Source organism: Paenibacillus sp. YYML68, assembly GCF_027923405.1.
Taxonomy (GTDB): Bacteria; Bacillota; Bacilli; order Paenibacillales; family NBRC-103111; genus Paenibacillus_G.
Window position 1 is genome coordinate 3,329,452 of sequence record NZ_BQYI01000001.1, and the last position, 26,851, is coordinate 3,356,302.

The 26,851-nt window shown below is 58.2% G+C and carries 26 protein-coding genes; 2 read left to right on the plus strand and 24 right to left on the minus strand.

Features of this window, described 5'->3' with window-relative positions; genetic code table 11:
* Positions 1–504 precede the first annotated feature (504 nt).
* From PAE68_RS15155 to PAE68_RS15200, 10 genes are all read right to left on the minus strand, one after another.
* On the minus strand, positions 505–1,110 hold the full coding sequence (locus PAE68_RS15155; RefSeq protein WP_281888269.1) for a nitroreductase family protein: 606 nt from the start codon (positions 1,108–1,110) through the stop codon (positions 505–507).
* A gap of 31 nt (positions 1,111–1,141) precedes the next feature.
* Positions 1,142–2,515, minus strand: coding sequence for a class I SAM-dependent rRNA methyltransferase (locus PAE68_RS15160; protein ID WP_281888271.1), 1,374 nt, complete (start codon positions 2,513–2,515; stop codon positions 1,142–1,144).
* 37 nt (positions 2,516–2,552) lie between these two features.
* Positions 2,553–3,239 carry a deoxyribose-phosphate aldolase gene (gene deoC / locus PAE68_RS15165; protein WP_281888274.1) on the minus strand — a complete coding sequence of 229 codons (687 nt, stop codon included), beginning with the start codon at positions 3,237–3,239 and terminating at the stop codon, positions 2,553–2,555.
* A gap of 3 nt (positions 3,240–3,242) precedes the next feature.
* Positions 3,243–3,671: an NUDIX hydrolase gene (locus PAE68_RS15170; RefSeq protein WP_281888277.1), complete on the minus strand. Its 429-nt coding sequence runs from the start codon at positions 3,669–3,671 to the stop codon at positions 3,243–3,245.
* A gap of 83 nt (positions 3,672–3,754) precedes the next feature.
* Positions 3,755–5,179, minus strand: coding sequence for a tRNA (N(6)-L-threonylcarbamoyladenosine(37)-C(2))-methylthiotransferase MtaB (gene mtaB, locus PAE68_RS15175; protein ID WP_281888280.1), 1,425 nt, complete (start codon positions 5,177–5,179; stop codon positions 3,755–3,757).
* Positions 5,180–6,058: an RsmE family RNA methyltransferase gene (locus PAE68_RS15180; RefSeq protein WP_281888281.1), complete on the minus strand. Its 879-nt coding sequence runs from the start codon at positions 6,056–6,058 to the stop codon at positions 5,180–5,182.
* 166 nt (positions 6,059–6,224) lie between these two features.
* Positions 6,225–6,917 (minus strand): site-2 protease family protein, encoded by a 693-nt coding sequence (locus tag PAE68_RS15185; RefSeq protein WP_281888283.1) that lies wholly within the window; start codon positions 6,915–6,917, stop codon positions 6,225–6,227.
* 1 nt (position 6,918) lies between these two features.
* The gene (prmA, locus tag PAE68_RS15190; RefSeq protein ID WP_281888287.1) at positions 6,919–7,899 is read right to left on the minus strand and encodes a 50S ribosomal protein L11 methyltransferase; all 981 of its coding nucleotides are present in this window, start codon (positions 7,897–7,899) and stop codon (positions 6,919–6,921) included.
* Positions 7,900–8,185: 286 nt separating this feature from the next.
* Positions 8,186–8,581: a hypothetical protein gene (locus PAE68_RS15195; RefSeq protein ID WP_281888289.1), complete on the minus strand. Its 396-nt coding sequence runs from the start codon at positions 8,579–8,581 to the stop codon at positions 8,186–8,188.
* Positions 8,582–8,678: 97 nt separating this feature from the next.
* On the minus strand, positions 8,679–8,831 hold the full coding sequence (locus PAE68_RS15200) for a YfhD family protein (protein WP_281888293.1): 153 nt from the start codon (positions 8,829–8,831) through the stop codon (positions 8,679–8,681).
* 161 nt (positions 8,832–8,992) lie between these two features.
* Between PAE68_RS15200 and PAE68_RS15205 the strand changes: the two genes are divergently transcribed.
* The gene (locus PAE68_RS15205; RefSeq protein WP_281888296.1) at positions 8,993–9,331 is read left to right on the plus strand and encodes a hypothetical protein; all 339 of its coding nucleotides are present in this window, start codon (positions 8,993–8,995) and stop codon (positions 9,329–9,331) included.
* 185 nt (positions 9,332–9,516) lie between these two features.
* On the opposite strand, the gene PAE68_RS15210 is transcribed toward PAE68_RS15205, so the two are convergent.
* From PAE68_RS15210 to gpr, 12 genes are all read right to left on the minus strand, one after another.
* Positions 9,517–9,819 (minus strand): hypothetical protein, encoded by a 303-nt coding sequence (locus PAE68_RS15210; RefSeq protein WP_281888299.1) that lies wholly within the window; start codon positions 9,817–9,819, stop codon positions 9,517–9,519.
* 139 nt (positions 9,820–9,958) lie between these two features.
* The gene (gene dnaJ / locus PAE68_RS15215; RefSeq protein WP_281888302.1) at positions 9,959–11,083 is read right to left on the minus strand and encodes a molecular chaperone DnaJ; all 1,125 of its coding nucleotides are present in this window, start codon (positions 11,081–11,083) and stop codon (positions 9,959–9,961) included.
* Positions 11,084–11,236: 153 nt separating this feature from the next.
* Positions 11,237–13,075: a molecular chaperone DnaK gene (gene dnaK / locus PAE68_RS15220; protein WP_281888304.1), complete on the minus strand. Its 1,839-nt coding sequence runs from the start codon at positions 13,073–13,075 to the stop codon at positions 11,237–11,239.
* A 66-nt stretch (positions 13,076–13,141) separates the two neighbouring features.
* Complete coding sequence (gene grpE / locus PAE68_RS15225) at positions 13,142–13,747, minus strand: nucleotide exchange factor GrpE (protein ID WP_281888306.1); 606 nt, start codon at positions 13,745–13,747, stop codon at positions 13,142–13,144.
* 212 nt (positions 13,748–13,959) lie between these two features.
* Positions 13,960–15,507, minus strand: a complete 1,548-nt coding sequence (locus PAE68_RS15230; protein ID WP_281888308.1) for a TCP-1/cpn60 chaperonin family protein — start codon at positions 15,505–15,507, stop codon at positions 13,960–13,962.
* Positions 15,504–16,535 carry a heat-inducible transcriptional repressor HrcA gene (gene hrcA / locus PAE68_RS15235; protein WP_281888310.1) on the minus strand — a complete coding sequence of 344 codons (1,032 nt, stop codon included), beginning with the start codon at positions 16,533–16,535 and terminating at the stop codon, positions 15,504–15,506. Before hrcA ends, PAE68_RS15230 begins: the two co-directional genes overlap by 4 nt.
* Before the next feature lie 94 nt (positions 16,536–16,629).
* Positions 16,630–17,097 (minus strand): N-acetyltransferase, encoded by a 468-nt coding sequence (locus tag PAE68_RS15240; RefSeq protein WP_281888311.1) that lies wholly within the window; start codon positions 17,095–17,097, stop codon positions 16,630–16,632.
* 209 nt (positions 17,098–17,306) lie between these two features.
* Entirely contained in the window at positions 17,307–18,482 is a 1,176-nt protein-coding gene (gene hemW / locus PAE68_RS15245; RefSeq protein ID WP_281891092.1) for a radical SAM family heme chaperone HemW, read from the minus strand.
* 92 nt (positions 18,483–18,574) lie between these two features.
* Positions 18,575–20,389 (minus strand): translation elongation factor 4, encoded by a 1,815-nt coding sequence (gene lepA, locus PAE68_RS15250; RefSeq protein ID WP_281888313.1) that lies wholly within the window; start codon positions 20,387–20,389, stop codon positions 18,575–18,577.
* Positions 20,390–20,501: 112 nt separating this feature from the next.
* Positions 20,502–21,011 (minus strand): hypothetical protein, encoded by a 510-nt coding sequence (locus PAE68_RS15255; RefSeq protein ID WP_281888314.1) that lies wholly within the window; start codon positions 21,009–21,011, stop codon positions 20,502–20,504.
* A gap of 18 nt (positions 21,012–21,029) precedes the next feature.
* On the minus strand, positions 21,030–22,289 hold the full coding sequence (gene spoIIP, locus PAE68_RS15260; protein WP_281888316.1) for a stage II sporulation protein P: 1,260 nt from the start codon (positions 22,287–22,289) through the stop codon (positions 21,030–21,032).
* A gap of 349 nt (positions 22,290–22,638) precedes the next feature.
* Positions 22,639–23,637 (minus strand): GPR endopeptidase, encoded by a 999-nt coding sequence (gene gpr, locus PAE68_RS15265; protein WP_281888318.1) that lies wholly within the window; start codon positions 23,635–23,637, stop codon positions 22,639–22,641.
* A gap of 183 nt (positions 23,638–23,820) precedes the next feature.
* Between gpr and rpsT the strand changes: the two genes are divergently transcribed.
* Positions 23,821–24,093: a 30S ribosomal protein S20 gene (gene rpsT, locus PAE68_RS15270; protein WP_281888319.1), complete on the plus strand. Its 273-nt coding sequence runs from the start codon at positions 23,821–23,823 to the stop codon at positions 24,091–24,093.
* 140 nt (positions 24,094–24,233) lie between these two features.
* Here the strand turns inward: rpsT and holA are convergent, their stop codons facing one another.
* Positions 24,234–25,262, minus strand: coding sequence for a DNA polymerase III subunit delta (gene holA, locus PAE68_RS15275; RefSeq protein WP_397378857.1), 1,029 nt, complete (start codon positions 25,260–25,262; stop codon positions 24,234–24,236).
* Between the two features lie 267 nt (positions 25,263–25,529).
* Positions 25,530–26,846 carry a zf-HC2 domain-containing protein gene (locus tag PAE68_RS15280; RefSeq protein ID WP_309299333.1) on the minus strand — a complete coding sequence of 439 codons (1,317 nt, stop codon included), beginning with the start codon at positions 26,844–26,846 and terminating at the stop codon, positions 25,530–25,532.
* Positions 26,847–26,851: the final 5 nt, after the last annotated feature.

Consider the following 26,851-nt stretch of genomic DNA (forward strand, 5'->3'; position numbering starts at 1 on the left):
TCTAATAAAACTGCATTTGCAGCACTTTGGTCATAGTTATTATTCGAATAATTTCTTAGCCTGTTTATACTTTCGTCCATCACTAGACTTCCACTAGACTCATCCATCATCCATTCCCGAATCGGGCTCTCCATCGTCAAGGACGGCATGGCGTCAGCATGAGCTTTCTGCTCACTTGGATACACCATTAATGTCGAGAACATCATGAGACAAGCAAGTAATACAATGTGTAGCCTTTTCAACCCTAACATTCCTGCAATCATGAAAATATGCTCCTCCTATTCGGCCTCTATGAAATCAATTTCATAGCGTTCGTAATCAATATACAACAAACCGAAGGAGAAATTCGTAGAATCATGTCGATAAATATACATAATCTCATTTTGTTTTGTCGAAGAAGAAATCACAACCTCCATCTAAATTATAAAGAAGCCGAACCACGTTTCATTGTCGTGATCAGCTTCTTCATATACTCTTATATTCCGTCTATATCCTGCCCCGGCTCTACTCCTCCAGCCACACCGTCTTCTGCTGCACCGGTCTACGCGTACATTCAGGCTGCGGGACCGCCGGCTCGCCAACGTACACGAGCGCAACGAGCTCCTCCGTATCTGCGAGACCGAACGCCTCCTTCATGCGCGGATGATACATCGGCTCGCCGGAGCGCCAGATCGCGCCAAGGCCGAGAGCATGAGCGGCAAGCAGCATATTATGAACCGCGCAATGAGCGGCAGCGAATTCCTCGATGCGATTCACGCCGGGCTTCGCGGAAGGCGATACCGATACGGCAATGACGACTGGCGCCCGGTAAGCCTTGGCGATATGCTTCGCTCGCTCTGCCTGCTTCGCCTCAGTCGGCTCCGCTGCGCCTGAGACAACAGCTGCTCCGGCTCCACCGCCGACAGACTGCATCGCAATGTCCGCATACGCCTCGCCGAGACGCTGCCGACCTGCGCCCGTCATCACATAGAACCGCCACGGCTCTGTCGCATGGTGGCTCGGCGCCCAGTTGGCCGCCTCCAGCAGCTGCTCGATCCGCTCGCGGCTGATCGGGTCCGGCTTCACCCGTCCGATCGAACGGCGCTCCCGTATCGCTTGAAATACGTCCAAAGTCACCTGACCGCCCCTTCCATCCTACACTCTACCTGCGCGTACGAACCTCGAATATTGCAAATTTCAAATAATGACCTTCTTCTACGCCCAGTATACGCGGATGATCCGTGCCAGCCGCACGGAATTCGATCAGACGCAGCGTCTTGCCCGCATCTGTCGCCGCCGCTTGGATCGTCTCGAGGAACAGCTCCGGCTTCATATGATACGAGCAGCTGGCCGTCACGAGGAAGCCGCCTTCGTTGACGAGCTTCATGCCGTGCAGGTTAATATCCTTGTAGCCGCGGCACGCGCCCTCCACCGCGCCTCTCGACTTGGCGAACGCCGGAGGGTCGAGAATGACGACGTCCCACGTCCGGCCCTTGCCTGCCTCGAGCGCTACCGAGGTGTCGACCTTCCTCTGACTGGCCTGGCTGCGCTCCTTCTTCTGATCGAGGCCACGCGCCTGCGCACGCAAGTAGTCGAACGCATCCGCGACGACGAACTCAACTCGGTCGGTGAAGCCGTTCAGCTCGACATTGCGCTTCGCGGACTCGATCGCATGCTCGGATATGTCAAGACATGTCACCTTCTTGGCGCCATACTTGCAAGCATGCAGCGTGAAGCTGCCGGTATGCGAGAAGCATTCCAGCACCGTCGCACCGTCCCAGTACGGGAACGTCACCTCGGTGCCGCTCTTGTTGACTGGTACACGAGCAACCGTTCCGTCGTCCTGCTGCTTCTCCACCGTCTGAATGCCGCTGCGCTTCCCCCAGCCGAGCATGAGCGGGGCGATGGCGGCACGATTTTCACGCTGGTCAAAAAAGTATCCGGTCTTCTGTCCTTCGACAATGTCGACCTCCAGCAGCAGACCGTTCTCGCGAATCGTCACATGCCGTGGGCAATCGCCGTAGAGCACGCCCTTGCGCTCCTCCAGCCCTTCGAGCTTGCGCACACTGACGTCGCTTCGCTCATAGATACCTGCAGGCTGCATTACCTCGACCAATGCCGCCACGAGCTCCTCACGCACCAGCTCCATCCCGAGCGTCAGCACCTGCACCACCAGTACATCCTCGAACTTATCCACGATGAGTCCCGGGAGGAAATCCGCCTCCCCATAGACGAGCCGATACGACCTTGCCTGTGGCACGAACCGCTCCCGCAGCTCGCGGCATACGTTCAGCCGGTCCGCGAACCAAGCGCGGTCCATCGCCGCGAGCGGCTCATAGCCGACGATACGCACGGTGAGCTGAGACGCTTCATTATAGTAGCCAGTCGCGAGGTACTGGCCGTCATGGCGATGTACTGCCACAAGCTGACCGTTCGCAGGCTCGCCATCCACGCGCTCGATTTCTGTTTTGTAGACCCAAGGATGACCTTCCTCGAGCCTTTTCTTCCGTTTCTTATGTAAAACTACAACTGCCATTCGCCACGCCTTCCGCCTCTATTGCAGGCCTGTAATCTTAGTATCCGTTCCCGCCGGATACGCCTTGCATAAGTGCCACACCGGAGCTCGTCCCAAGGCGCGTCGCGCCCGCCTCGATCATACGTACCGCCGTATCAAGATCGCGGATGCCGCCCGATGCCTTCACGCCGACATTGTCCGGCACGAGGCTACGCATCAGCGCAATGTGCTCGACTGTCGCCCCGCCCGGACCGAAGCCCGTCGACGTCTTGACATAATGGGCGCCCGCTTCGACCGACAGCTCACAGGCCGTACGGATCTGCTCGTCCGTCAGTGCGCCAGTCTCGAAGATCACCTTCACGATTGCGCGTCCTTCGACAGCCATCACCACGCCACGAATGTCCTCGCATACGTAATCGAGATCCCCCTGCTTAAGTCGACCAATCTGCAGCACCATATCGATCTCCGCAGCGCCCTGCTCGACGGCCTTCGCCGCCTCCGCCGCCTTAATGACCGGATCCGTCGCCCCTAGCGGAAAGCCACACACGACGCTGATCTTCACACCAGACCCTTCCAGCAGCTCCTTACACAGCGGCACCCACGTACCGTTCACACAGACGCTGTAGAACCCGTACTGCTTCGCCTCGTCACACAGCTTGCGGATCGCTTGCTCGTCCGCATCAGCCTTCAGCAATGTATGATCGATATAAGCCGGCAGCTTGCTCAGCTCGAATGCATTCGCCATCGATTAATTCACCTCATATCCTAGCGCCTTGAGCGCCTTATGTAAGACCGAATCGTTATTGCCGTACCCGGAGCTCTTCTGCTGATTCCACGCCTCGAGCGGCTGCAGCCATTCGACGCCGCGAATTTCCTCGACCTGCGCCTGTAGCGTGCCACCGACCGCCTCGACCAAGTAATAGTGAACCTCTTTATCGACTGTACCGACGCCTGTCAGGTGAAATTGATAATGAATCGTCTCGAGCGGCGCGATAATGGTGCCCGTAATGCCGGTCTCCTCTAATATTTCACGAAGCGCCGTTTCTTCAATCGTCTCGCCAGGCTCCATCTTCCCTTTGGGCAGCGTAATTTTGCCGTAGCGATCCTGAATGAGCTGTACCTCCAGCCCGTCAGCGGACTTCCGATAGACGACACCGCCTGCTGAAATCTCCTTCATCCCAATCCCTTCCTTCCCGCGAAATGAAAGGACTTCACAGCGCCCACAGAGCACATGTGAAATCCTTGATGAACAAGCTCAAGCTAAACGGCCTTCACCGCTTGTCCGGGTATCGAGTCTGCAGCTTGAACCGTTGCCGAAGCAACAGAGTTCTTGCCTCCGGCAGCTAACCGACCAGAGACCGCCTCAACGCTAGGTGCCTCGACCAGCTCGCCCCGGCATTCGTTCACGCCCGCCTCTGTTACCTTCACGCGGCACACTTCCCCGATCCAATCCTCGCTACCCTCGAATACGACGGACAAGTAGTTGTCGGAGTAGCCCATCACAAGGCCGCTGCCCGGCTGACCCTTATAATCGCGCTCCGGAATAATTTCCAGCTCCTGACCGACGAACTGCTGTGCATACGCCAGCTGCATCCGTTCGGACAGATCGATCAGCTCATGGACGCGTGCGTTCTTGATCTCCTCGTCCACCTGATCGTCCATCCGGGCCGCAGGCGTACCTGTGCGCTTGGAGTACGGGAACACATGCATCTCCGAGAAGCCCATCCGCTCCATGAACGCATAGCCCTCGCGGAACATCTCCTCCGTCTCGCCAGGGAAGCCGACGATGACGTCGGTCGTAATCGCGGCACCCGGCATAATGCGCTTAATATGCTCCAGCTTCGATGCGAACTCCTCGACCGTGTACTTGCGGCGCATCCGCTTCAGCACATCGTTCGAGCCCGCCTGCAGCGGAATGTGCAGATGTCGGCACATCTTGTCCGAGCGCTGCAGCACCTCCAGCACCTCGTCCGTAATCTGACTCGCCTCGATCGAGCTGATCCGAATGCGCTTCAGCCCTTCCACCTTGTCCAGATCCCACAGCAGCTTCGCGAGACTGTAATCTTCCATATCTTCACCGTAACCGCCAGTATGAATACCTGTCAGCACGATTTCCTGATAGCCTGCGTCCACGAGCATCCGCGCCTGATTCAGCACGCTCTCTGGCTCCCGACTGCGCATCAGACCGCGCGACCACGGAATAATACAGAACGTACAGAAGTTGTTGCAGCCCTCTTGAATTTTAAGAAAAGCACGCGTACGATCGGCAAAATCCGGCACGTCCAGCTCCTCGAACGCCCGTGTCTTCATAATGTTACGCACTGCATTGATCGGCTGACGCTCCGCCTGCAGCTGCTGGACGTAGGTCAATATCTTATCCCGATCCTGCGTGCCAATAACGAGATCGACACCAGGAATTGCGAGAATTTCCGCTGGGGACGTCTGCGCGTAGCAGCCTGTCACCGCGATGATCGCCTCCGGGTTGCGCCGTATGGCACGGCGTATCATCTGGCGAGACTTCTTATCGCCCGTATTCGTAACCGTACACGTGTTGATTACATAGATATCCGCCGTCGATTCGAAGTCGACCTGCTCATAGCCTTCGTGCTTGAACAGCTGCCAGATCGCTTCCGTATCGTAGAAGTTAACCTTACAGCCCAATGTGTGAAAAGCGACTGTCGACATCTACTCCATTCCTCCCATTTCTCCGGATTCATATAAAATACAGGTGAGACCGACCATCGCGGCCGTCTCCGTCCGTAATATTCGTCTGCCCAGCGACACCGCGCGGCAGCCTGCCGCCTCTGCAGCCTCCGCTTCCTTCTCGGTAAACCCGCCCTCGGGTCCGACGATCAGGAGCAGCCTCAGCCGACGGGAAGCGGCCGAGCTCGCAGCTTCGCCACCAGCCTGAGCATCCGCGTCTACAGGTCGCTCGGAGTCGGTCACGGCAACAGCTTCGCCAGCCAGCGACGTCTCAGCAGCCTGAGGCTGTCCAGACGAAGCGACGGCCTCGCGGATAAGGCTGCGCAGCTGCTGCGTATTCTGCTTCTCATAGCAGAACCACGCCGCGTCCACGTCGGGTACGAGCTGCAGCAGCTGCTTCCAGCTGAGCACGCCGCTCACCTCAGGCACCCGGTTACGGTGCGCCTGCTCGGCCGCCTCCTTCGCAATCTTCTGCAGCCGCTCGAGCCGCTTCCCTTCCTTCTTCGCGTCCCACTGGACGACCGTCCGCTCCGAGGTGAACGGAATGAACCGGCTCGCGCCGATCTCCGTTCCCTTCTGGATGACGAGCTCCAGCTTGTCGCCCTTCGGCAAGCTCTGGGCGATCCAGACGTCAACCGCAGGCTCGTTCTCCAACGCCAGCAGCTCCTCAATATCGGCCACTGCTTGTCCGCCCTCCAGCGAGCGCACGACAACGCGAGCCTCGCGGCTCATGCCGTCGCTGACGATGACGCGATCGCCTTCCTTGGCCCGCATTACTCTTATAAGATGGTGAGCATCGTCACCCGTTATCGTAACTGTATCAGCACCGAATTGCTCCGGCTGTATGAAATATCGTTGCATAGATCCCATCACTTTCAATGAAAAAAGGTGTGACCGTTATACATGAGTTAGTCAACATGTAAACGGTCACCTTCCATCATACACGATTGTTGTCGAAATATCCACTAGAAGCCGGGTTAGAGCATAACAGCACGAATCACATCTGCTTCTGCAGCGGCTGCGCTATCTACAGCTTGACCGGAACGCCGAAGATCGGAGCCAATATGATCGTGAACAGCGCGAGAATATCGCCCTGCAGCGCGAAGATCGGCCCGAGCGTCACCGCTCGCAGCGGCGGGATGAAGAACATCAGCAGCACCGCATAGAACAGCCATTGCTGGTATTGGTGCAGCTTCTGTGCCCAAGGACGCGGCAGCAGATCCTCCAGAATCCGGTAGCCATCAAGAGCAGGAAAAGGAATGAGGTTCAATATAAATAAGAACACATTCTGTACGACCATCCAGCGCATGAACGTAAGGATGGCTGCCTGTACACCCGCGTTCATCCCTTCCAGCCAGCCGAACTGCTGCATAGCGAGGAACAGCGCCAAGCTCAAGAAGCCTAGCACGAGATTACTGAGCGGTCCTGCGAACGAGACGATCAGCCCCATCAGCCGTGGATTCGAGAATTTGGCCCGGTTCACGAGCGTAGGCTTCGACCAGCCGACCCCGATTACGAGGAAGAAGATCATGCCGAGCCAGTCGATGTGGACACGCGGATTGAGCGTTACCCGCCCCATCGAGCGCGGAGTCGGGTCGCCGAACTTGTCGGCGAGCACCGCATGCGCGAACTCGTGCACTGCGAACGAGAGCAGCAGCACGAGGAAGATGAACGGGATCTCATCAACAGGAAAAGCGAGAAACGAGCTCATCCAATCCATGCTACACCTGCGGCTTTCTCGCGATCAGCACGATCCAGTCCTGCTCCTCGTTCACCTCGTCCACGCGGAAGCCTGCCTTCGTCAGCGCCTCCTCGACCAGCTGCTGCTTGCTCTTGATAACACCGGACACGATGTACGTGCCGCCCGGCTGGAGCGCTTCGTACACGTCATCGACGAACAAGACGATGATCTCGGCAAGAATGTTCGCCACAACGACCTGCACCGGCAGCTGAACGCCGAGCTCAGACGAGCCGCTGCTGCGCCCTTCGTTGATCGCCTGCAGCAGATCGCTCAGCTTCACCGTAATGTGCTCGCTGAGACCGCTCAGTCGCGTATTCTCCGTCGCACTCGATACAGCAACTGGATCGAGATCCAGTGCAAGCACGTGACGAGCGCCGAGCTTCTCTGCCGCAATCGCCAGTATGCCCGAGCCTGTACCGACGTCGATGACGTCCTCGCCGCCTTGAATAACCTTCTCGATGGTGCGCAGACATAGCGCCGTCGTCGCATGCGTCCCCGTTCCGAACGCCATGCCAGGGTCCAGCTCCAGAATGATCTCGCCCTCGCTCGGTGTATACTCCTCCCACGTCGGCTTGATCGTCAGACGCTCCGACACCCGAATCGGCTTGAAATATTGCTTCCAAGCGTTCGCCCAATCCTCGTCATCGACGAGCTTCAGCTCATAAGTCGGCTCACCGGTATCAATATCGTACTCCGCCAGCTGCGCCACCGATTGCTTAAGCTCGGCCAGCACCGCTTCCGGGTCTGTCTCCTCGTTGAAGTAGCCCTTGATGACCGCACGTCCTTCGGGAATATCGTTCAGCGGCAGCTCGTACCATTGTCCAAGCGACGTATCACGCGGCTTATTCAGCGTCCCCGATTCCTCAATTGAGACGCCCCCCGCACCCAGCTCATGAATGAAGTTCGAGATCATCTCGATTGCTTCTTCTGTCGTATGTATCGTAATTTCATGCCAGCGCACTCGTGTGCCTCCTATCGTTCTCTCATTGATATGCATAACCACTAGTATACATCAATTTGGGATATGGGTAAAATGACCGCTCGCCAAAAAGGCAAGGGAGCCGCTGCGGAAGACGATTCGTCTACCTTGTGCTCTCTTGCCTTAAGTTGTATCACGCACAGGCTGATGCGCCTATGAAAACCGTAACAGGCAGCCGACTGCCTCTTGGATGACGTGTAACACGATACACGGGGTCGACTGCCTGTTGGATGGCGTGTAGCAGCACGTGATCACCTCGGCACCTCGGCTACACCTGCCCGCCTGCCTCCTGGATGACGCGAAGCGCTTGATTGTAGGCCGCCTCGTCGACGACGACCGTCAGCAGTACCGTGCCGCTCGTCATGGCATCGCCGCCGCTCGTCAGCAGCTCCCGGCTGCCGTCGGCCATGCCGCTCGCATCAACATCTGCAGCCATCATGACGCGGGCATCGGAATTACCGACCGTTTCACCGAGGCTTAAGTAGGACAGACCCGGGAAGCCGCTATTGCTAAGCGGATTCATCGTCTCGGTCACACCTTCTCCCGGATTCACTCCGATTTCCGACACTTGTACGTCTGCGGCCCGGAGCGCCTGCATTTTTGGTACGCAGCCCTCCGCCGCCTCCCGCGAATGGAAGTACGCTAATATCCCTTTTTCAGACACGTCGAACCCTCATTTCTTCTGCTTATTCGCTTACAGGAGCTAACCCGGTATGTCAAGACGAGTGTTAGATGCTGCTCCAGCTAAGCAACCACTATCTCTACTCCTGCTCCTGACGTGCATCAGCAAGCGCAGCGCGCTCTTGAGCCTCCAGATCCTGAGCATCAGCAATCTCCGCAGAGAACTCCACATCCTCGTTCTTCGCTATCGGCAAATTTTGCTTCTGGAACGCCTTTTTCCAACGTTGTGCCATCTCGTTCACTTCCTTCCCGCATCGTATAAGTTCATAGGCCGTCATCGCAGGCGGCAAGGCCAGGAGTAACCTAGCTTGCTTCTATTGTCCGCAACCTGAACCGGAATATGCGGGGGAGATGGCATTCGTCCGTTAGCTTGGCGCGGCGGGGCTGTTACGATGTGAATCATCGGAACAGCGACTCTGCGGGCGGGCGCACCAGGCGCGGCGGGGCCGTTACGATGGAAATCATCGGAACAGCGACTCCGCGGGCAGGCGCATCAGGCGTGGCGACAGCTGTTACGATGCAAATCATCGGAACAGCGACTCAGCGTGCGTCCGCACCATGCGCGGCGGAGGCTGTTACGATGCAAATCATCGGAACGGTGACTCTGGGAGCGTCCGCACCATGCGCGGCGGGGGCCGTTACGATGGAAATCATCGGAACAGCGACTCCGCGTGCGTCCGCACCATGCGCGGCGGGGGCCGTTACGATGCAAATCATCGGAACGGCGACTTGACGAGCGTCCGCACCATGCGGGGCGGGGGCCGTTACGATGCAAATCATCGGAACGGCGACTCAGCGTGCGTCCGCACCATGCGCGGCGGGGGCTGTTACGATGCAAATCATCGGAACAGCGACTCTGTGAGCGTCCGCACCATGCACGGCGGAGGCTGTTACGATGGAAATCATCGGAACAGCGACTCAGCGTGCGTCCGCACCATGCGCGGCGGGGGCCGTTACGATGCAATTCATCGGAACGGCGACTCTGTGAGCGTCCGCACCATGCACGGCGGAGGCTGTTACGATGCAAATCATCGGAACGGCGACTCCGCGTACCCCCGCATCAGGCGTGGCGACAGCTGTTACGATGCAATTCATCGGAACGGCGACTCTGTGAGCGTCCGCACCATGCACGGCGGAGGCTGTTACGATGCAAATCATCGGAACGGCGACTCCGCGTACCCCCGCATCAGGCGTGGAGACAGCTGTTACGATGCAATTCATCGGAACGGCGACTCAGCCAGCGGGAGCACAGTCAACGTGCCCTCGTACAACGAAAAAACAGCCCGCTCCCGACTCTCGCCAGGAACAGGCTCCTTCATATTGCTTTTGCAACAGCTACATGTGTGAGCGTACAAGGCATCTAGTCGCCCAGTATCGCTTTCTTCATCCGTTCGAAAATCGACTGCTGCTGTCCGTGCGTATGCTCGCCGCTCAGCTTGGAGAACTCGCGCAGCAGCTCGCGCTGCTCGTCGTTCAGACTCGTCGGCGTGACAACGACGACCTTCACGTGCTGATCACCTTGACCGGTGCCACGCAGACGCGGTACACCCTTGCCCTTCAGACGGAAATACGTGTCTGTCTGAGTTCCGGCCGGAATCTTCAACTTCACCTTCTCGGTCAGCGTCGGAATCTCGATCTCATCGCCGAGCGCCGCCTGCGCGAATGTGAGAGGCACCTCACAGTAGATGTCCTCACCCTCACGCTCGAAGAACTCATGCGGCTTCACGCGAATGACGACGTACAAGTCTCCCGGAGGACCGCCGCGCAGACCGCCCTCGCCTTCGCCGGTCACGCGAAGCTGAGCGCCCTCATCGACACCCGCAGGAATGTTGATGTTGATGGTACGCTGCTTCTTCACCTTGCCGTTGCCATGGCACGTGCTGCACTTGTCCTTGATCGTTTTGCCCTGACCTTGGCAGGCCGAGCACACACGACGGTTCACGATCCGGCCGAACGCTGTGTTCTGCACAACCTCCTGCTGACCTGAGCCGTGACAGACGCCGCACGTATCCGGCTTCGTGCCCGGCTTCGCACCGCTGCCATGACACGTGTCGCACGTTTCCGTGCGTGGAATGTGGATGTCCAGCTTTTTGCCGAACACAGCTTCCTTGAACTCAATCGTCAGCGTATACTGCAGGTCGTTACCACGCTGGGGGGCGTTCGGATTGCGCCGCTGGCCGCCTCCGCCGCCGAAGAACATATCGAACAGATCGCCGAAGCCGCCGAAGTCCCCACCGCCACCACCGCCGCCGAAGCCGCCCTGATTCGGGTCGACATGGCCGAAGCGGTCGTACTGCGCCTTCTTCTGATCGTCGCTCAGCACGTCGTACGCTTCCTTCGCTTCCTTGAACTTCGTCTCCGCGTCAGCCGCCTTGTTCACATCCGGGTGATATTGACGCGCCAGCTTCCGGTACGCCTTCTTGATGTCCTCCTGCGAAGAATCCTTACCTACCCCTAGCACCTCATAATAATCGCGCTTGCTCATCCCTTCACTCCCGCTCCCTGGCCTCCTGCGCACATTGCGAATAAGGCCGCATTTCCGGTACGAACGAGCCAGCCTGTACAGACCGGCACGCACAGCGAAAGCCGAAAGCCAAAGCCGACCGGCTTTGACTTAACGGCTTCACCTGCTTGCTGCTTACTTCTTATCGTCTACGACTTCATAGTCGGCATCTACAACGTTCTCCTTGCCCTTGGACGAGCTAGGCTGCTCGCCTTCCGGTGCTGCGCCGCCCTGAGCCTGCGCCGCTTGCTCATACAGCTTCACGGACAGCTGCTGAACGACCTGCTCCAGCTCCTCGCTCGCCGCCTTGATCTCATCGAAGTTGTCGCCCTCGAGCGCCTTCTTCACGCGATCCTTCGCTGCATTCGCCTTGTCGATCTCGCCCTGGTCGACCTTGTCGCCAAGATCCTTGAGCGTCTTCTCTGTCGAGTACACGAGCTGATCCGCCTGATTGCGCACCTCAACCGCTTCCTTACGCTTGCGGTCTTCCTCGGCATGCGCCTCAGCGTCCTTCATCATACGATCGATCTCATCGTCGGACAAGCCGCTGGAGGATGTGATCGTGATCTTCTGGCTCTTGCCTGTTCCCTTATCCATCGCGGATACATTCACAATACCGTTAGCGTCGATGTCAAAAGTAACCTCGATCTGCGGTACGCCACGCGGAGCCGGTGGAATGTCGCCGAGCATGAACTTGCCGAGCGTCTTGTTGTCGTTCGCCATGGCGCGCTCACCTTGCAGCACGTGAATTTCTACGCTTGGCTGGCTGTCCGCATACGTCGTGAACACCTGCGACTTCGTCGTCGGGATCGTCGTGTTGCGCTCGATCATTTTCGTAAATACGCCGCCTGCTGTCTCGATACCGAGCGACAACGGAGTCACGTCGAGCAATACGACATCCTTCACATCGCCTGTCAGTACGCCCGCCTGAACGGCTGCACCAAGCGCAACGACCTCGTCCGGGTTCACGCCCTTGTGAGGCTCCTTGCCTGTCAGACGCTTAACCGCCTCTTGAACAGCAGGAATACGTGTCGAGCCGCCGACGAGGACGATCTTGTCGATCTTGTCAGCTGTAAGACCCGCATCGCTAAGCGCTTGACGAGTCGGTCCGAGCGTGCGCTCCACGAGGCCGCTGGACAGCTCCTCGAACTTCGCTCGAGTCAGGTTAACCTCCAAGTGCTGAGGTACGCCATCAACAACGGTGATGAACGGAAGGGAGATCGTCGTCGTCAGTACGCCGGACAGCTCCTTCTTCGCCTTCTCCGCTGCATCCTTCAGACGCTGAACGGCCGCCTTGTCCTTGCTCAGATCGATGCCATGCTCCTTCTTGAACTCGGCCACGAGATAGTCGATAATCACTTGGTCGAAGTCATCGCCGCCCAGCTTGTTGTCACCGCTCGTCGCCTTCACCTCGAAGAAGCCGTCGCCCAGCTCAAGAATCGAGACGTCGAACGTACCGCCGCCGAGGTCATACACGAGAATCGTCTGATCCTCGGACTTCTCCATACCGTATGCAAGCGCGGCTGCAGTCGGCTCGTTCACGATACGCAGTACTTCAAGACCTGCGATTTTACCTGCATCCTTCGTCGCTTGACGCTGGCTGTCGTTGAAATAAGCCGGAACCGTAATCACCGCTTGGGTTACAGGCTGACCGAGGTATGCCTCTGCGTCTGCCTTCAGCTTCTGCAGAATGATCGCGGAAATTTCTTGCGGCGTGAAGCTCTGGCCGTCAATCGTCTCCTTGTGGCTCGTACCCATGTGACGCTTGATCGAAATAATGGTGCGATCCGGGTTCGTAATCGCCTGACGCTTCGCTGTATCGCCGACGATCCGCTCGCCGTCCTTCTTGAAGCCGACGACCGACGGGGTCGTACGGTTGCCCTCTGCATTCGGAATAACGACGGCCTCGCCGCCCTCCATCACCGCTACGCAGGAGTTCGTTGTTCCAAGGTCAATACCGATAACTTTACTCATCGTGGAAATCCTCCTTGTATGTTTACCTTATATAGTCTGGCTGTTGTTGGTCTTAGTAAAAAAAGATTAAGAGCTTACCTTCACCATCGCTGGGCGCAGTACTTTATCCTTCAGGATGTAGCCCTTCTGAACCTCTTCCACGACGATGCCTTCGCCATATTCCTCGGATTCCACCTGCATGATCGCTTGGTGGAGCGCTGGATCGAACGGCTGACCGACGACCTCCATCGCCTGCAAGCCTTCGGCTGCGAGCACCTGCTCGAATTGTCTGAATATCATGTCAATCCCTTTGGTAAGGGCGTCATAGTCTGTGCTTCCCTTGCTAGTCGCAAGCGCGCGCTCGAAATTATCGAACACCGGCAGCAGCTGCTCCAGCACCTTGGATGACGCATACTTGGTGAAGTCCTCCTTCTCCTTCTGCGTCCGCTTGCGGTAGTTGTCGAACTCGGCCTGCGTACGCAGCAGCCGCTGGTAATGCTCCTCAGCCTGCTTCTTCGCCTGCTCCAGCTCTGCCTGGACAGCATCTTGGATGCCGGAATCGTCTGCAGCCTGCTCAGCAGCATCCTGTGCCTCATATGTAGCGCTGTCGTTCTGCTGCTCAGCGGCAGTCTGCTGCTCAGCGGCAGTCTGCTGCTCTTCAGCTTGCTCCTGCTTCGTTGGTTCCGTACTCAATGTCTGTCACCTCCTTAACCGAATAAACCCTCATATATATAGTGTAACCAAAACGGATGCGGGCAAGACCGCGGCACAACGCCTGCAGGTCTTCGTCACGCAGCCGCTCTGGCTGTTACTCGAACTCTCGAGTGCCATCTCGAAAGCGGAACAAGGTGAAGCAACACGCGATGCGTGATAGCGTGATAGCTCGATAGCTGCCGACTCGTCTGCTACTCCTGCTCACGCAGGCCGCGCATCTTGATGACCGTGTGGATGCGCAGCACCGCGCACGCCACCTCGCCCGCTGCCTGCAGCGCATGCAGCTTGACGGGAGCCGGGTCGATGACGCCGAGCTCCGCCATGTCAGCGACCGCGCCGGTATCGCAGTCGATACCGAGCGAGTCGGCTCCGGCGACGACCTGCGCAGCCTTCGCCTCCTCGACCTTCTCCAGCGGGTTGTAGCCCGCGTTGACGACGATCTGCGCGAGCGGCTTGCGCAGCGCCTGGGCGACGGCCTCGAGGCCGAAGCCCTCCATGCCGCGCACCGTCTCGCGGTAGCGCTCCAGCTCATGCGCGGCGGCCAGCTCCGCCGCCCCGCCGCCCGGCAGCCAGCCGCCGATCAGCGCGGCCTGCACGCTTGAGGCGGCGTCCTTCGCGATGCGAAGCCGCTCGCCCGCTATTTCGTCGGTGCTCGCCCCGACGATGACCGAGACTTGCGCCGGGCCGCGGCCCTCGGCGATGCGGATGCAGCGCAGCCGCTCGTCATAGGCGATATGCCCGGCATAGCCGATGTAGGCCGCGAGCTCCGCCGCAGGCCGGTACAGCGCAGCGCGTCGCACCGGACGCGCGCCCGTGTACGCGCACAGCCGCCGCAGCTCGGCGCGCGGTAGCCGCTGCAGCACCATGATGCCATGGTCGCTGCAATATTGCTCGGCCTCGGGATCGATCGCCCGATCGGCCACAACAAGACCGACGCGCAGCTCGGAGAGCCGCATGAGCGCGTCGCGGAACTGCTCCCGCAGCAGCAGCTGCCGCTGGAAGCCCGCGTCCGTCGTCAGCGCCTCGTCCTCGACCTCGGCCGGGCCGAAGGCGTCCTGGACGACGAGCACGTGGGCGGCAGCTGCGGCTGCCAGCTCCTCCGGCTGCGCGTTCACCGGCCGCTTCGCAAGGACCAGGCCCGGCCATACTTCGCCGGGCGACTTGCCCAGCGCTTGGACGACGTCCGCGAACCGGAACGTCTCCTCGCGCAGCTTGGCGGGGCCGAGCCGCCGCGCCCCCGCGACAATGAGCGCCGCGAGCTCACCGTGCTCGCGGGCTGCAATATGCGCGATCCGCAGCAGCATCGGATCGTCCAGCCCTGCGAGCGGCCTCGCCCGGCCGCTCAAGCTGCCTACCGCGCGAGCGATGCCTTCCTCGACGCCGCGCACGACCTTCGCTACGGGCACTCCGCGCATTACCTGCCGCGCACCCTCCGCGACTAGCGCGCCGGCGAGCACCGTCGCCGTGGTCGTGCCGTCGCCGATCCGCTCCTGCTGCGAGCGGGCGACCTGGATGAGCAGCTGCGCCGCAGGGTGGGCGACGTCCATTTTTTCCAATATGGTCACGCCATCATTCGTGATGATTACATCGCCAGCGGAGCCGACGAGCATCGTATCGAGCCCCTTCGGGCCGAGCGTGCCCTCGACTGCTGCACAGATCGCCTGCACAGCCTGCGCATTGTTGCGCAGCGTCGCGAACGTCTCCTCGCCGTCAGAGCCGCTTCCCTTCAGCTGACTCATCGGTACCAGCGCTCCATCAGCTGCGTCATGTCCTTGGACAAGTACTCGAGCAGCTTGATCACCTTGGCGTAGTCCATACGTGTCGGCCCGAGAATACCAATCGTACCGAGCTGCTGCCCCTCGAACGAGTACGTGGCGGTAATGAGTGAGCAGTCGTTGACGGCCTCCAGCTTGTTCTCGCTGCCGATGCGCACTTGAATGCCCGCCGAGGTGGCCGTGCCCTCGAACAGCTGAATGACCTTCGGCGTCTGGGACAGCAGATCGAGAATGCTCTTGACCTTATCGACGTCCTTGAACTCCGGCTGCGTCAGCATGTTCGTAGAGCCGCCAACGAAGACGCGCTCCTCCTCATCCGGATGGATGATCGAGTCCAGCATGACGAGCAGCTCCTCGTAGCCTGACACGTAGCGGCTCAGCTCTGTCGAAATTTCGCTGTACAGCTTCGACTTGAACTGCATGAGCGGCACGTTTTTCAACCTAGCATTCAAGATCGTGACGAACTTCTCAATCTCGCCCATCGGAATGCCCTCGGGAATCGTAATCGTCTTGTTCTCCACCTGACCGGTGTTCGTGACGACGATGGCAACGGCGTTCCTGTCGTTCAGTGGTATGATCTGCAGATGCTTCAGCGTCGTCGTCTGCATCTCCGGACTCATAATGATCGACGTATACGGCGTCACCTGCGACATAATCATCGCGACCTGCTGAATGACGCGCTCCATCTCCTCCATCCGCTCGGCGAAAAACCGCTTCAGCATGTTCACCTCATCGGCGGCGACGAGTCCGGACGGCATCAGATGGTCGACGTAATACCTGTAGCCTTTATGTGAAGGAATTCGTCCAGCCGACGTATGCGGCTGCTCGAGAAATCCCAGCTCTTCGAGATCTGACATCTCATTGCGAATCGTGGCGGGGCTATAGCCCACGTTGCCGTGCTTCGATATGCTCCGTGACCCGATCGGCTCTGCGGAACGAATGTATCCGTCTACGATGGCGCTTAATATTTGTCTCTGGCGTTCGGTCAGCATATGCGAAACCACCTCCGGTTCTTTCGTTAGCACTCCTCTGTATTGAGTGCTAAACTAATACAAAAATAACAGACCTCAAGGGTCTGTGTCAAGTTCAATCGAGTCTTTTCAGCACAGCGATTTCGTCGCAGCAGTGCTGTTTTTTACAATGGATGCAGTCGCGCCATACCTTCTCGGGAAAGATCTCCTTCTGGACGACGGTGAAGCCGTTTCTCTCGAAAAAAGCAACCTCATACGTCAGCGCCATCACCTTCGGTATACCCATCTGCCGCGCCTCCTCGACGAGGAAGCTGACAATCTTCTTACCAATACCCATTCCCTTATAGCCATCGGTCACCCCTAACGAGCGAATCTCGATCAGGTCTGGACCGAGCTGTGTATTCGAGCCGCAGCCAACGAGCTGCCCGTCTACCTCGGCTACGACGAACGTGCTCAGCTGATGGCTCAACGTTTCCTTCGAGCGCGGCAGCATGATGCCCTTCTCCGCGTAGCCTTGAATAATGTCGTACAATGTGTCGATATCCTGTTCAGTTGCCTTGCGGCAGGTCAGGGTCGTCGTCATAGGAGGATCCCACCATTCGTTGTATCATATCAGATAATATGAATAAATATACAACAAAACGTATAAAGCGATCAACTGTTTTTTTGGGCAGGAGCCCGGCAGGCTATGTACCTCTCCGAGGACCTATACAGTGCCATGACCTGCACAGCATCCGACAGCCGCACACTCTCCGTTAGCTTCCAGCCGTCTTCGGAAAAGCCCTCCGCCTCTTACACCTCGCCCGCCACCTCGCAAGCCTCGAGAAACTGCCCGAACACCTCGTTGCCGAGCAGAATGCCTTGCCCGGTCAGCCGGTATCCGGCTTCCGTCTGCTCAAGCAGCTTCCGCTCGCACAATCCGCGAATCGCCTTCCCGAACACTGACTCGAGCTCACGGCCGAATTGCTGGTGGAAATCTGATCGGCTCACACCGCGCAACAGCCGCAGCCCGACCATCATGAAGTCCTCCATCGCCTCGACCTCGCTCACCTCGCTATGCTGGAGCAGCGGGAGGCCGTTCCGTGTCGCTTCAATATATGGCTGTACACCCTTAATGTTGACATGCCTTGTGCCATGCACATAGCCGTGCGCCCCCGCCCCAAGCCCATAGTAGCTCTGGTTGCGCCAATACATGCTGTTGTGCTTGCTCTCATAGCCAGCCTTGGCGAAGTTGCTGATCTCGTACTGTCCGTACCCGGCCTCGCGCAGCCGATTCATAATATGTACGAACATGCCAACCTCCTCATCCTCCTCGGGAAGCGGCAGCTCGCCGCGCTCATAGAGAGCATGGAACAGCGTATTCTCCTCGACCTTCAGGCTGTAGATCGAATAGTGGTGCAGCTCGAGCTCTAGCGCCTTCTGCAGCGTATGCTCCATGATGTCCACCGTCTGACCGGGCAGACCGAACATCAGATCGATTGACATGTTCGTAAAGCCCGCCTTGCGCGCGTTCTCCAGACTGCGATACACATCATCCGTATTATGAATACGCCCAATGCGCTCAAGAAGTGCATTGTCGAACGATTGAACGCCGAAGCTGAGCCGATTGACGCCGCCGCTCTTCATCGCGTGTAGCTTCTCGGCATCTGTCGTTCCTGGGTTCGCCTCCATCGTGAATTCGAGCTCGGGTGCCCAGTCGCCGAAGTACGTACGTACCCGACTGAGGAAGACGTCCATCTGCTCCGGTGTCAGCACGGTCGGCGTCCCACCGCCGACGAAGATCGTCTTGATCGTGCCCGGCGGCACCAGCCGAACCGTCTGTTCCATCTCTCGCTCCAGCGCGTCGAGATAATCCATCACCGGCTGTCCCTTCAAGATGTAAGAATTGAAGTCACAGTAATGACACTTGTTCGTGCAGAACGGAATATGAATGTACACCGCCTCTGGCGTCTGTGTGCGCTGCATCATCATTCGTAGGTATCCCCCCAATAGCTGAAAAGCAGGCGTCCGCGAACCGCTCGGAACAGCCTGCTTTAGCAGCAATCATTTATAAGTAACGGTTAATTGTCGTCGATCTTCAATACAGCCATGAACGCTTCCTGCGGCACCTCAACGCTGCCGACCTGCTTCATCCGCTTCTTACCTTCCTTCTGCTTCTCGAGCAGCTTCCGCTTACGCGAGATGTCACCGCCGTAGCACTTGGCAAGAACGTTCTTGCGCATCGCCTTAACCGTCTCACGCGCGATAACCTTCTGTCCGATCGTCGCCTGAATCGGCACCTCGAACATTTGGCGCGGAATGAGCTCGCGCAGCTTCTCGCAGATGATACGTCCGCGCTGGTACGCACGGTCGCGATGGACGATGAACGACAGTGCATCGACCTGCTCGTTGTTAAGCAGAATGTCCATCTTGACCAGATTCGTCCGCTTGTAGCCGGAAATCTCGTAATCGAACGAGGCGTAGCCCTTCGTGCTCGACTTCAGCTGGTCGAAGAAATCGTAGACGATCTCGGACAGCGGAATGTCGTACGTGAGCGTCACGCGCGTCGTGTCGAGGTACTCCATGTTGATGAACTCGCCGCGCTTGCCTTGACACAGCTCCATGATTGCCCCGACATAGTCGTTCGGCACGATAATCTTCGCCTTGACGAACGGCTCCTCGACATAGTCGATCTTACCTGGCTCCGGGAAGAGTGACGGATTCTCGATGCTGATCGTATCGCCGTTCGTCTGCGTAACTCGGAACACTACGCTCGGCGCCGTCGTAATGAGCGGAATATCGAATTCGCGTTCGATGCGCTCTTGAATGACGTCCATGTGCAGCAGACCGAGGAAGCCGCATCGGAAGCCGAAGCCGAGCGCCGTTGATGTCTCCGGCTCGAAGCTGAGCGATGCGTCGTTCAGCTGCAGCTTCTCGAGCGCCTCGCGCAGATCGTTGTATTCGCTCGTCTCGATCGGGTACAGTCCGCAAAATACCATCGGGTTAATTTTGCGGTAGCCTGGCAGCGGCTCTAGCGTCGGGTTCTTCGCATCGGTCACCGTATCACCGACTCGCGTATCGCCCACATTCTTGATGCCTGCGACGATGAAGCCAACGTCGCCAACCTCCAGCGAGTCGACAATGCCCATGCGCGGCTTGAACGCGCCGACCTCGATGACCTCGAACGTCTTGTCGGTCGCCATGAACTTGATCTTGGACCCCGCCTTGATCGAACCGTCGAGGACGCGCACGTACACAATAACGCCCTTATATGCGTCGTAATGCGAGTCGAAGATCAGCGCCTTCAGCGGCTTATCCGTCTCACCCGTCGGCGCCGGCACCTTCTGCACGATCTGCTCGAGAATTTCCTTGATGCCGATCCCAGCCTTCGCAGAGGCAAGCACCGCGTCGCTCGCGTCAAGACCGATGACGTCCTCGACCTCCTGCTTGACCCGCTCCGGATCAGCGCTCGGCAGGTCGATCTTGTTGATGACCGGAAGAATCTCCAGATTGTTGTCGAGCGCAAGATACACGTTCGCGAGCGTCTGCGCCTCGATGCCCTGAGCTGCGTCGACAACGAGCAACGCCCCTTCACAGGCCGCAAGGCTTCGCGACACTTCGTACGTGAAGTCGACGTGTCCTGGCGTATCGATCAGATTCAATATATATTCTTCACCGTTCTCCGCCCGGTAGTTCAAGCGCACGGCCTGAAGCTTGATCGTAATGCCCCGCTCCCGCTCCAGGTCCATCTGGTCGAGTACCTGCTCCTGCATTTCCCGTGAGCTGAGCGCTCCCGTGAATTCAAGAATGCGGTCGGCCAGCGTCGATTTCCCGTGGTCAATGTGCGCTATAATACAGAAGTTTCTAATTTTCTTTTGTCTCGCTTGAATATCCATCGGCAGCAAACCTCACTAAACTGGCGTTTTGTACAATACTTTTCATTATAGCAGTTGTGCGGGCGTGCGGCAATGTACATGGCAAAAAGCAGGCTCGCTCCCGCGACCCCGCTTACTTGAACAGCCCCTCGAACGTCGACACGACCGTTCGAATGCCATGATACGCTGCCAGCTGCAGCAGCTCTCCTGTCTTGTTGCCGAGCCGATTGACATCGGTGACCGTCGCCGGCTCCTGCGGCCGCATGGCCATCGGCTGCGCCTGCGGCTTCTGCTGCGCGGCAGCCTTCGGCTGGGGCGGCGGCGAAGCGCTGCCAGCCGCCTGTGCAGCCGGGCGCGGGCTGTCCCCCGCCCGCTGCTGCGATGTCGCCGCCGCTGCTGCGCCCTGCGGCGGCTGCTTCCCTGCCGGCGCCGCTTGGGCCTGCGCCGGCTCAGCCTTCGCTGGCTTCGGCGACGCAGCCGAAGCCTGACCTGCTGCGGGCGGCGCTACCGATGCCGCCCCGCTGCTCGTGCCGAGCGGCCCTGCGATCCGCTCGGTGCCCTTCGTCGCCAGCGCTACGCCGAAGAAGAGACAGAAGGCCATCGCCGCGACGAGGCCAACTGCTTTTACAATACCGCTGCTCATATTCACTGGCCTCCCTCATTAGCTCGTCTTCTTCTCGACTTGCTTCGCGTCCTGTGGCGACGGCTTCGCGTCGACCTTCTCCGCATTCATGATCACCTCGGCGATCGCGGCTGCGAGCACGTCAGCGGTCCGGTAGCATTCCTCGAACGTGTTGTCGACCCCGCCCACCTCGACCAGCAATGTATTCGGCGAGAACGTCTGGTTGTAGACGCCGTTGCCTTCGCCGCTCTTCGCATGAATACCCTTGGAGATGCCGGGATGCGTCCGCTCCAGCACCGCATTGACCTTCTCCGCGAATTCATAGTTCTGCTTCCAGTTCGGATTTTTCCCACCGATTATAAAATATATTTGCGCATAATCTTTACCCTCAATACGCGCTGTCGTCTTCTCTCTCCGCTGGGAATCACGATGGATATCGAAGTAATATTTCAGGTCCGGGTGCCCGGCCGATGCTTCCTGCAGCGTTTTCAGAGAATACTTGTAGGAATAATAGTAATTGAAGCCCTTCTCAATCGCCGGATAGTTCTTGTCCGAATGCACCGCTCCGACCCCTTCCTTCTCCAGCTGCTGGGCAAGACGACGGCCGACGAGCGTAATGTTCTTCTTCGGGTCGTAAGCGCGATCCGGGTCCTTCACACCGGGCAGCTCCGGCAAGTACGACTCCTGGTTGTGAGATTGATAGATGAAGGCGACGTTCTTGCCTGCGGTCACCGGCGGCTTGTTGCCCGACTCCTGCGGCACCTCCGGTCCGTGCATCGGCCCATCAGCCGATGGCTGCTCCGATTGCGGTATCGCCGTAATCGAGCCCTCTATCCCGTGATCCGAATGGTCGAACACCTCGGACGGCGGGCTGTAATCCTCAGGCGAGTCCGTCGCATGGCTGAGCGGCACCGAGCGACCCTGCGCCATTCCGGCTACCTCTCTAGCCAGCAGTGTCTTCGGATCGTTCGGATTCAGGTCGGTGACCATCGCGAACAAGAACCTTGAGACGTTCGTCTGCGAGAACGTGAAGCCGCCCTCCTGCCCCTGCATCCCCGGCACCTCCAGCCCCATCATATCCGTGAAAAACTGGCTCGACACCGACGCGGCAAGTCCCTTCATCGAGGCGTTCGGTGACGTGCCGCTCAGCTTCCCCTGTACGAAGCCTAGCAATCCGAGCACCATAAACAAGATCAGCCAACCGACCATTAATAGCGATATCGTTTTCGAGTATACCCCGAATCCATGTCCAGTTCTTCTCACTCTCGTTAAGCTCCCAAGCTCGGCAGGCCGCTTCACGAATATCCCTCCCTCAATCTGCGACAGCTGCGGCCTCTGCGTCATCCGTCCTGCGCATGACCGGACGCCTTGACCGCTTGTCTTCGTCCTTCTAGTAATTACTCTATGAGGGTCTGCCGAATGGTAGAACTATTTTTTGTATAACTAGCTGGGAGCTTACGAGAGTTGGAGGGGGATAAAAAATAGAGCCGCCTGCCAGCAGCTCGGTTCAACAGGAACAGAGGTGCTGGAGCGACTCTATCGTGGGGGTGACAGCGGCTGCTGTGGTGATGTGGCGCGTACGCTTCCGTTAGCGTGCCAAAGGTAGCTCTGCACCTGAGGCGGCTTGGAGCTTGCAAGCTAGCTCGTGCTAGTGCGTATACGCCGACACGTTGTTCACGTCGACCGCTTCATGCAGCGCGGCGTTCAAGCCGTTCGCAATAATGTTAGCAATATCCTCGATGAACTGATCGATCTCCTTCGGCGTCACGAGCAGATCGTGACCGAGCGGATTCAGCACCTCGCGTACGAGCGACAGACGCTCCTGCTCCTGCATCGTGTCCATCAGCCCGAGAATATGACCCGTGTTCGACGTCTGCCGGGCAAAATGCGCATGCATCATATCAAATGCATTGTTCACGATCGTAGACGCATAGACGACCGTCGGCACGCCGATCGCAATGACGGGCACGCCGAGCGTCTGCTGCGTCAGCCCCTTGCGCTTGTTGCCGATGCCCGAGCCTGGATGAATGCCCGTATCGGCGATCTGAATCGTCGTATTGACGCGTTCCAGCGAGCGGGACGCCAGCGCGTCGATCGCGATAACGAGATCCGGCTTCGAACGCTCGACGATGCCCTGCACGATGTCGCTCGTCTCGATGCCGGTAATACCGAGCACACCCGGCGCGACAGCGCTGACACGACGGTAGCCCGGGCTAACCTGCTCTGGCATCAGCTCGAAGTAATGACGCGTTACCATAATGTTCTCCACCGCGATCGGGCCGAGCGCGTCCGGGGTGACGTTCCAGTTGCCAAGTCCGATGACGAGCACGCTTGCATTCGGTCCAATGTTCAGCTTGCGCAGGAACTGCTCGAACTCACGGGCGAACAGCGTCGCGACACGGTCCTGCAGCTCGCTGTCCTTTTTGCGGAGCTCCGGCACCTCGATCGTAATGTAATGACCCGGCAGCTTGCCGATCGCGCGCGAGCCTTCCTCGGATGTAATATCGACCAGACTGACACGGATGCCTTCCTCGTTCTTCGTCGACGTATGTACGCCCGGAATGGCCGAGCCTGGCGCAGCCGCCAGCTCATGGGCCTCCAGCGCAAGGTCGGTACGTACCGAATATTCGCTTAAATCCAGATCCATGGATAAATTCCCCTTTCGTGAGCTATCATCTTATAGTGTGTGATCATTCGGCTGTTGTTATACAAAAGATTAGAAGCGCTCCGTTCGTTTCTATTGCTTTTTAAAATTGGGCATGTTAGAATATCTAAAGTTGTCAACAAGCTAAGTATTGTTTGTTTGCAAGTTGTAGTAGGAGGTGAAGTCATGCCAAACATTAAATCCGCGATTAAACGTGTTAAGGTGAGCGAGAAGCGTCGTCTTCGCAACGCATCTCACAAATCTGCACTTCGTACTGCTGTAAAAGCTTTCGAAACGGCTGCAGCAGGCAGCAGCGTGGAAACTGCTCAAGCCGCTCTGGTTAGCGCCAGCAAGAAGCTTGATAAAGCTGTAACCAAAGGTTTGATCCACAAAAATGCAGCTGCCCGCAAAAAGTCCCGTCTTGCGAAAAAGCTCAACGCTATTGCTGCTCAAGGCTAAGCGTTCAGAATACAAGCATGCGACAAAGACGAAAAACCGTGTCCTTGATGGACATGGTTTTTTTTGCGTTTATAGGTGCTACCGTGAAACCGTGAAGAATGCCAAATAATAATAGAGGAAGAAGCTCTCGCAGAGCCTCCTCACGCCCCTAGCCTGAGCAGAAACAGCTCCAGCCCGAGCACCTTATCGATGCGTCCGCTCTTCATCTGGTAATCGAGCTCGCCCAGCTGCTCAAGAATAGCGGTCAGCCGCTTCGCCTCGAAGCGCGACGCTTGTCCGGCTGCAATCTTCACCGCATACGGATGCAGCCCGAGCACTCCAGCCATCTGCTGCTGGGAGAAGCCCTGCTGCTGCAGATCCTTCACCTGATACATAATGCGGAATTGCCGCGCAATGAGCATGACGATCTTGATCGGCTCCTCCTTGCGGCGCAGCAGCTCGGCCAGCATCGTGAACGCCTGCTCCAGATTCAACTGCACGATGCTCTCCACCATCTGGAAAATGTCCTGCTCGACCGTCTTCGTCACGAGCTCCCCGAGCTGCGCCGCTGTGATCGTGCCGCCCTTGCCGACATACAGCGAGCACTTCTCTGCTTCCTTCTCCAGCGCCTGCAGACTTGTGCCTGCATACTGCAGCAGTGTCTGGGCTGCGCCGGGCGCGAACGTGAACCCGAGCTTGGAAGCCTGCTGCTCGAGCCAGGCGACGAGCTCGCCTTCACCGAGCAGCGTACAAGGGACGAGGGCGCCCAGTTCCTTGAGCGCCTTCACGATCTTCTTCCGCTCATCGAGCTTATCCGCATCGACCGTCATCACCAGCACCGTAAATTCCGCAGGCGACTTGATGTAGGCGGCCAGCCGATCAAGATCATGCTCCACCTTGCCTGTATCCTTCGCTCCGGTCAAGAACGTGGCCCCTCTTGCAACGACCAGCTTACGCTCCGCGAGAAAGGGCAGCGTCTCTGCCTCCTCCAGCACCGCCTCGAGCGGCGTCTCCGCGAGTTCATACCGGCCGACACCGAAGGCCCGCTGATCTGGCTCCAGCAGCGTATCGGTCAGACGCTGAATGAATTGCTGCATCAAGTACGTTTCCGAGCCGTAGCATACATAGATCGGGGCGAACTGCCCCTTCGTGATTTGCTTCATTGTCTGCTTATAGTCCATGGCTGCCATTGCTTCCGCTTCCTTCCTCCTGACGCCTTCCTTTGCTTTATTCTAGCAATAACAAAGGGATTAGGTCAAAGCCGCTAAAGGCTTAACCTAATCCCTTTGCCCGAGACCCATCTATATAAACACGCGCTGCGGGCTCTAGAAACCGGCTAGCCGCGTGGTCATACATCGTGTCCGATTGAGTTCTTGCTCTCTATCTTCCTTACTAATATACGCAGCAAGACCGCATATTGTGCATGAAGTGTTGATGAAGATTAGCGACTTGCTCTATCACCCTTTTATTTCCAGTTCCTTCTTCGTAGCGAGGTCGATTTCGAAGGTGCGTGTCTGACCGCTCATGAGCACCGAATATTTGAGCTTCGTGCCGCTCCAGCCGAGCAGCTCGATCTGATCCGCTTCCTTCCACGCCTCGAACCTCGAGCGGTATACTTCTGCACCGTTCTTATCGGTGATGACGACCTGGGCACTCAGGACGTAACCGATGTACGCACCGTCCGTGCTCGGCAGCTCATGCACAAGATCTGGCTCTGACGGCACAGCCATTAATCCGTAAGATGAGCCGCTCGATCTCATGCCCTGCAGCGGCTCCTCAGGCTGCTGCAGTGACGATTCCGGAGCTGAAGCCCGCTTCTCCGAAGGCGAAGCTGCCTCACCAGCTGATTCAGTCCCTGACCTCGCGGCATCAGCTTGATTGCTCGAGCCTGTGCGGGCTGCAGACGACTGATTCGCCCCGTCTCCCGCTGATGAAAACGACTCTATAGCTCCCGAGCCGCGTGGAGCTGACTCCTGCAGCTTCGCAGCAGGCGGTGCATCCATCCCGAGCTTTCGCGCCTGATCAGCTGCATTTCCTGCTCCAGCACGGCCCCCACCAGTAGCCTGATTGCCGCCCTCGCCTTCGGCTTGCTCCGTTGGCGCATGCAGCGGGTCTGAGAGCTTCGGAGACACAGACTTCGCCTCACCGGTTGCCGTCTCCAGCTGCTGAGCCGCGCCGCCCGCTTCATCACCTGCGCTCGACTGATTCGTCATCTGTCCGTCCAGACGCAGCTCCGTAGAAGCACCGCCCTCATTCGCCGCCATGCCGACACCGGCCGCTGGCTTCTGTGCCGCTCGTTGGTCCGCCTCGAAGGCGAGGCTGTCCGCAGACCGATCCGTTGCCGCGGGAGGCTGCTGGAAGGCGAAGAAGCCGAAGATCAGTCCCGCCGCAACGACGCCGCCCATCACAGGAAGCGACATCCATTCACGGGCTTGCTTACGCCAGCTTGCGCCTGAGCGGTCGGACCGCTCCCCAGCCGGATGCTCTGCAGCTGCCGCGCTATCCATATCAGCACTTGCCTCGTGATGCTCGGCGAACGCTCCGCCGCCTGCCTCATACCGCTCAATCGCAGGCATGATCGCATCGACCAAGCTGAACGGAGGCGTCACCTTCGGCAAATGCTCTAGCTCGTTCGAGATTTTCATCAGACGCTCGAACAAATCGGTGCAGTCCGGACATTGCTGAATATGACCGAGCATGCTTTGATATTCGAGCTCATCGAGGTCTCGATCGAGGTATCTTTGCATCAGTTCGATCACCTCTTGACACATCATACCGT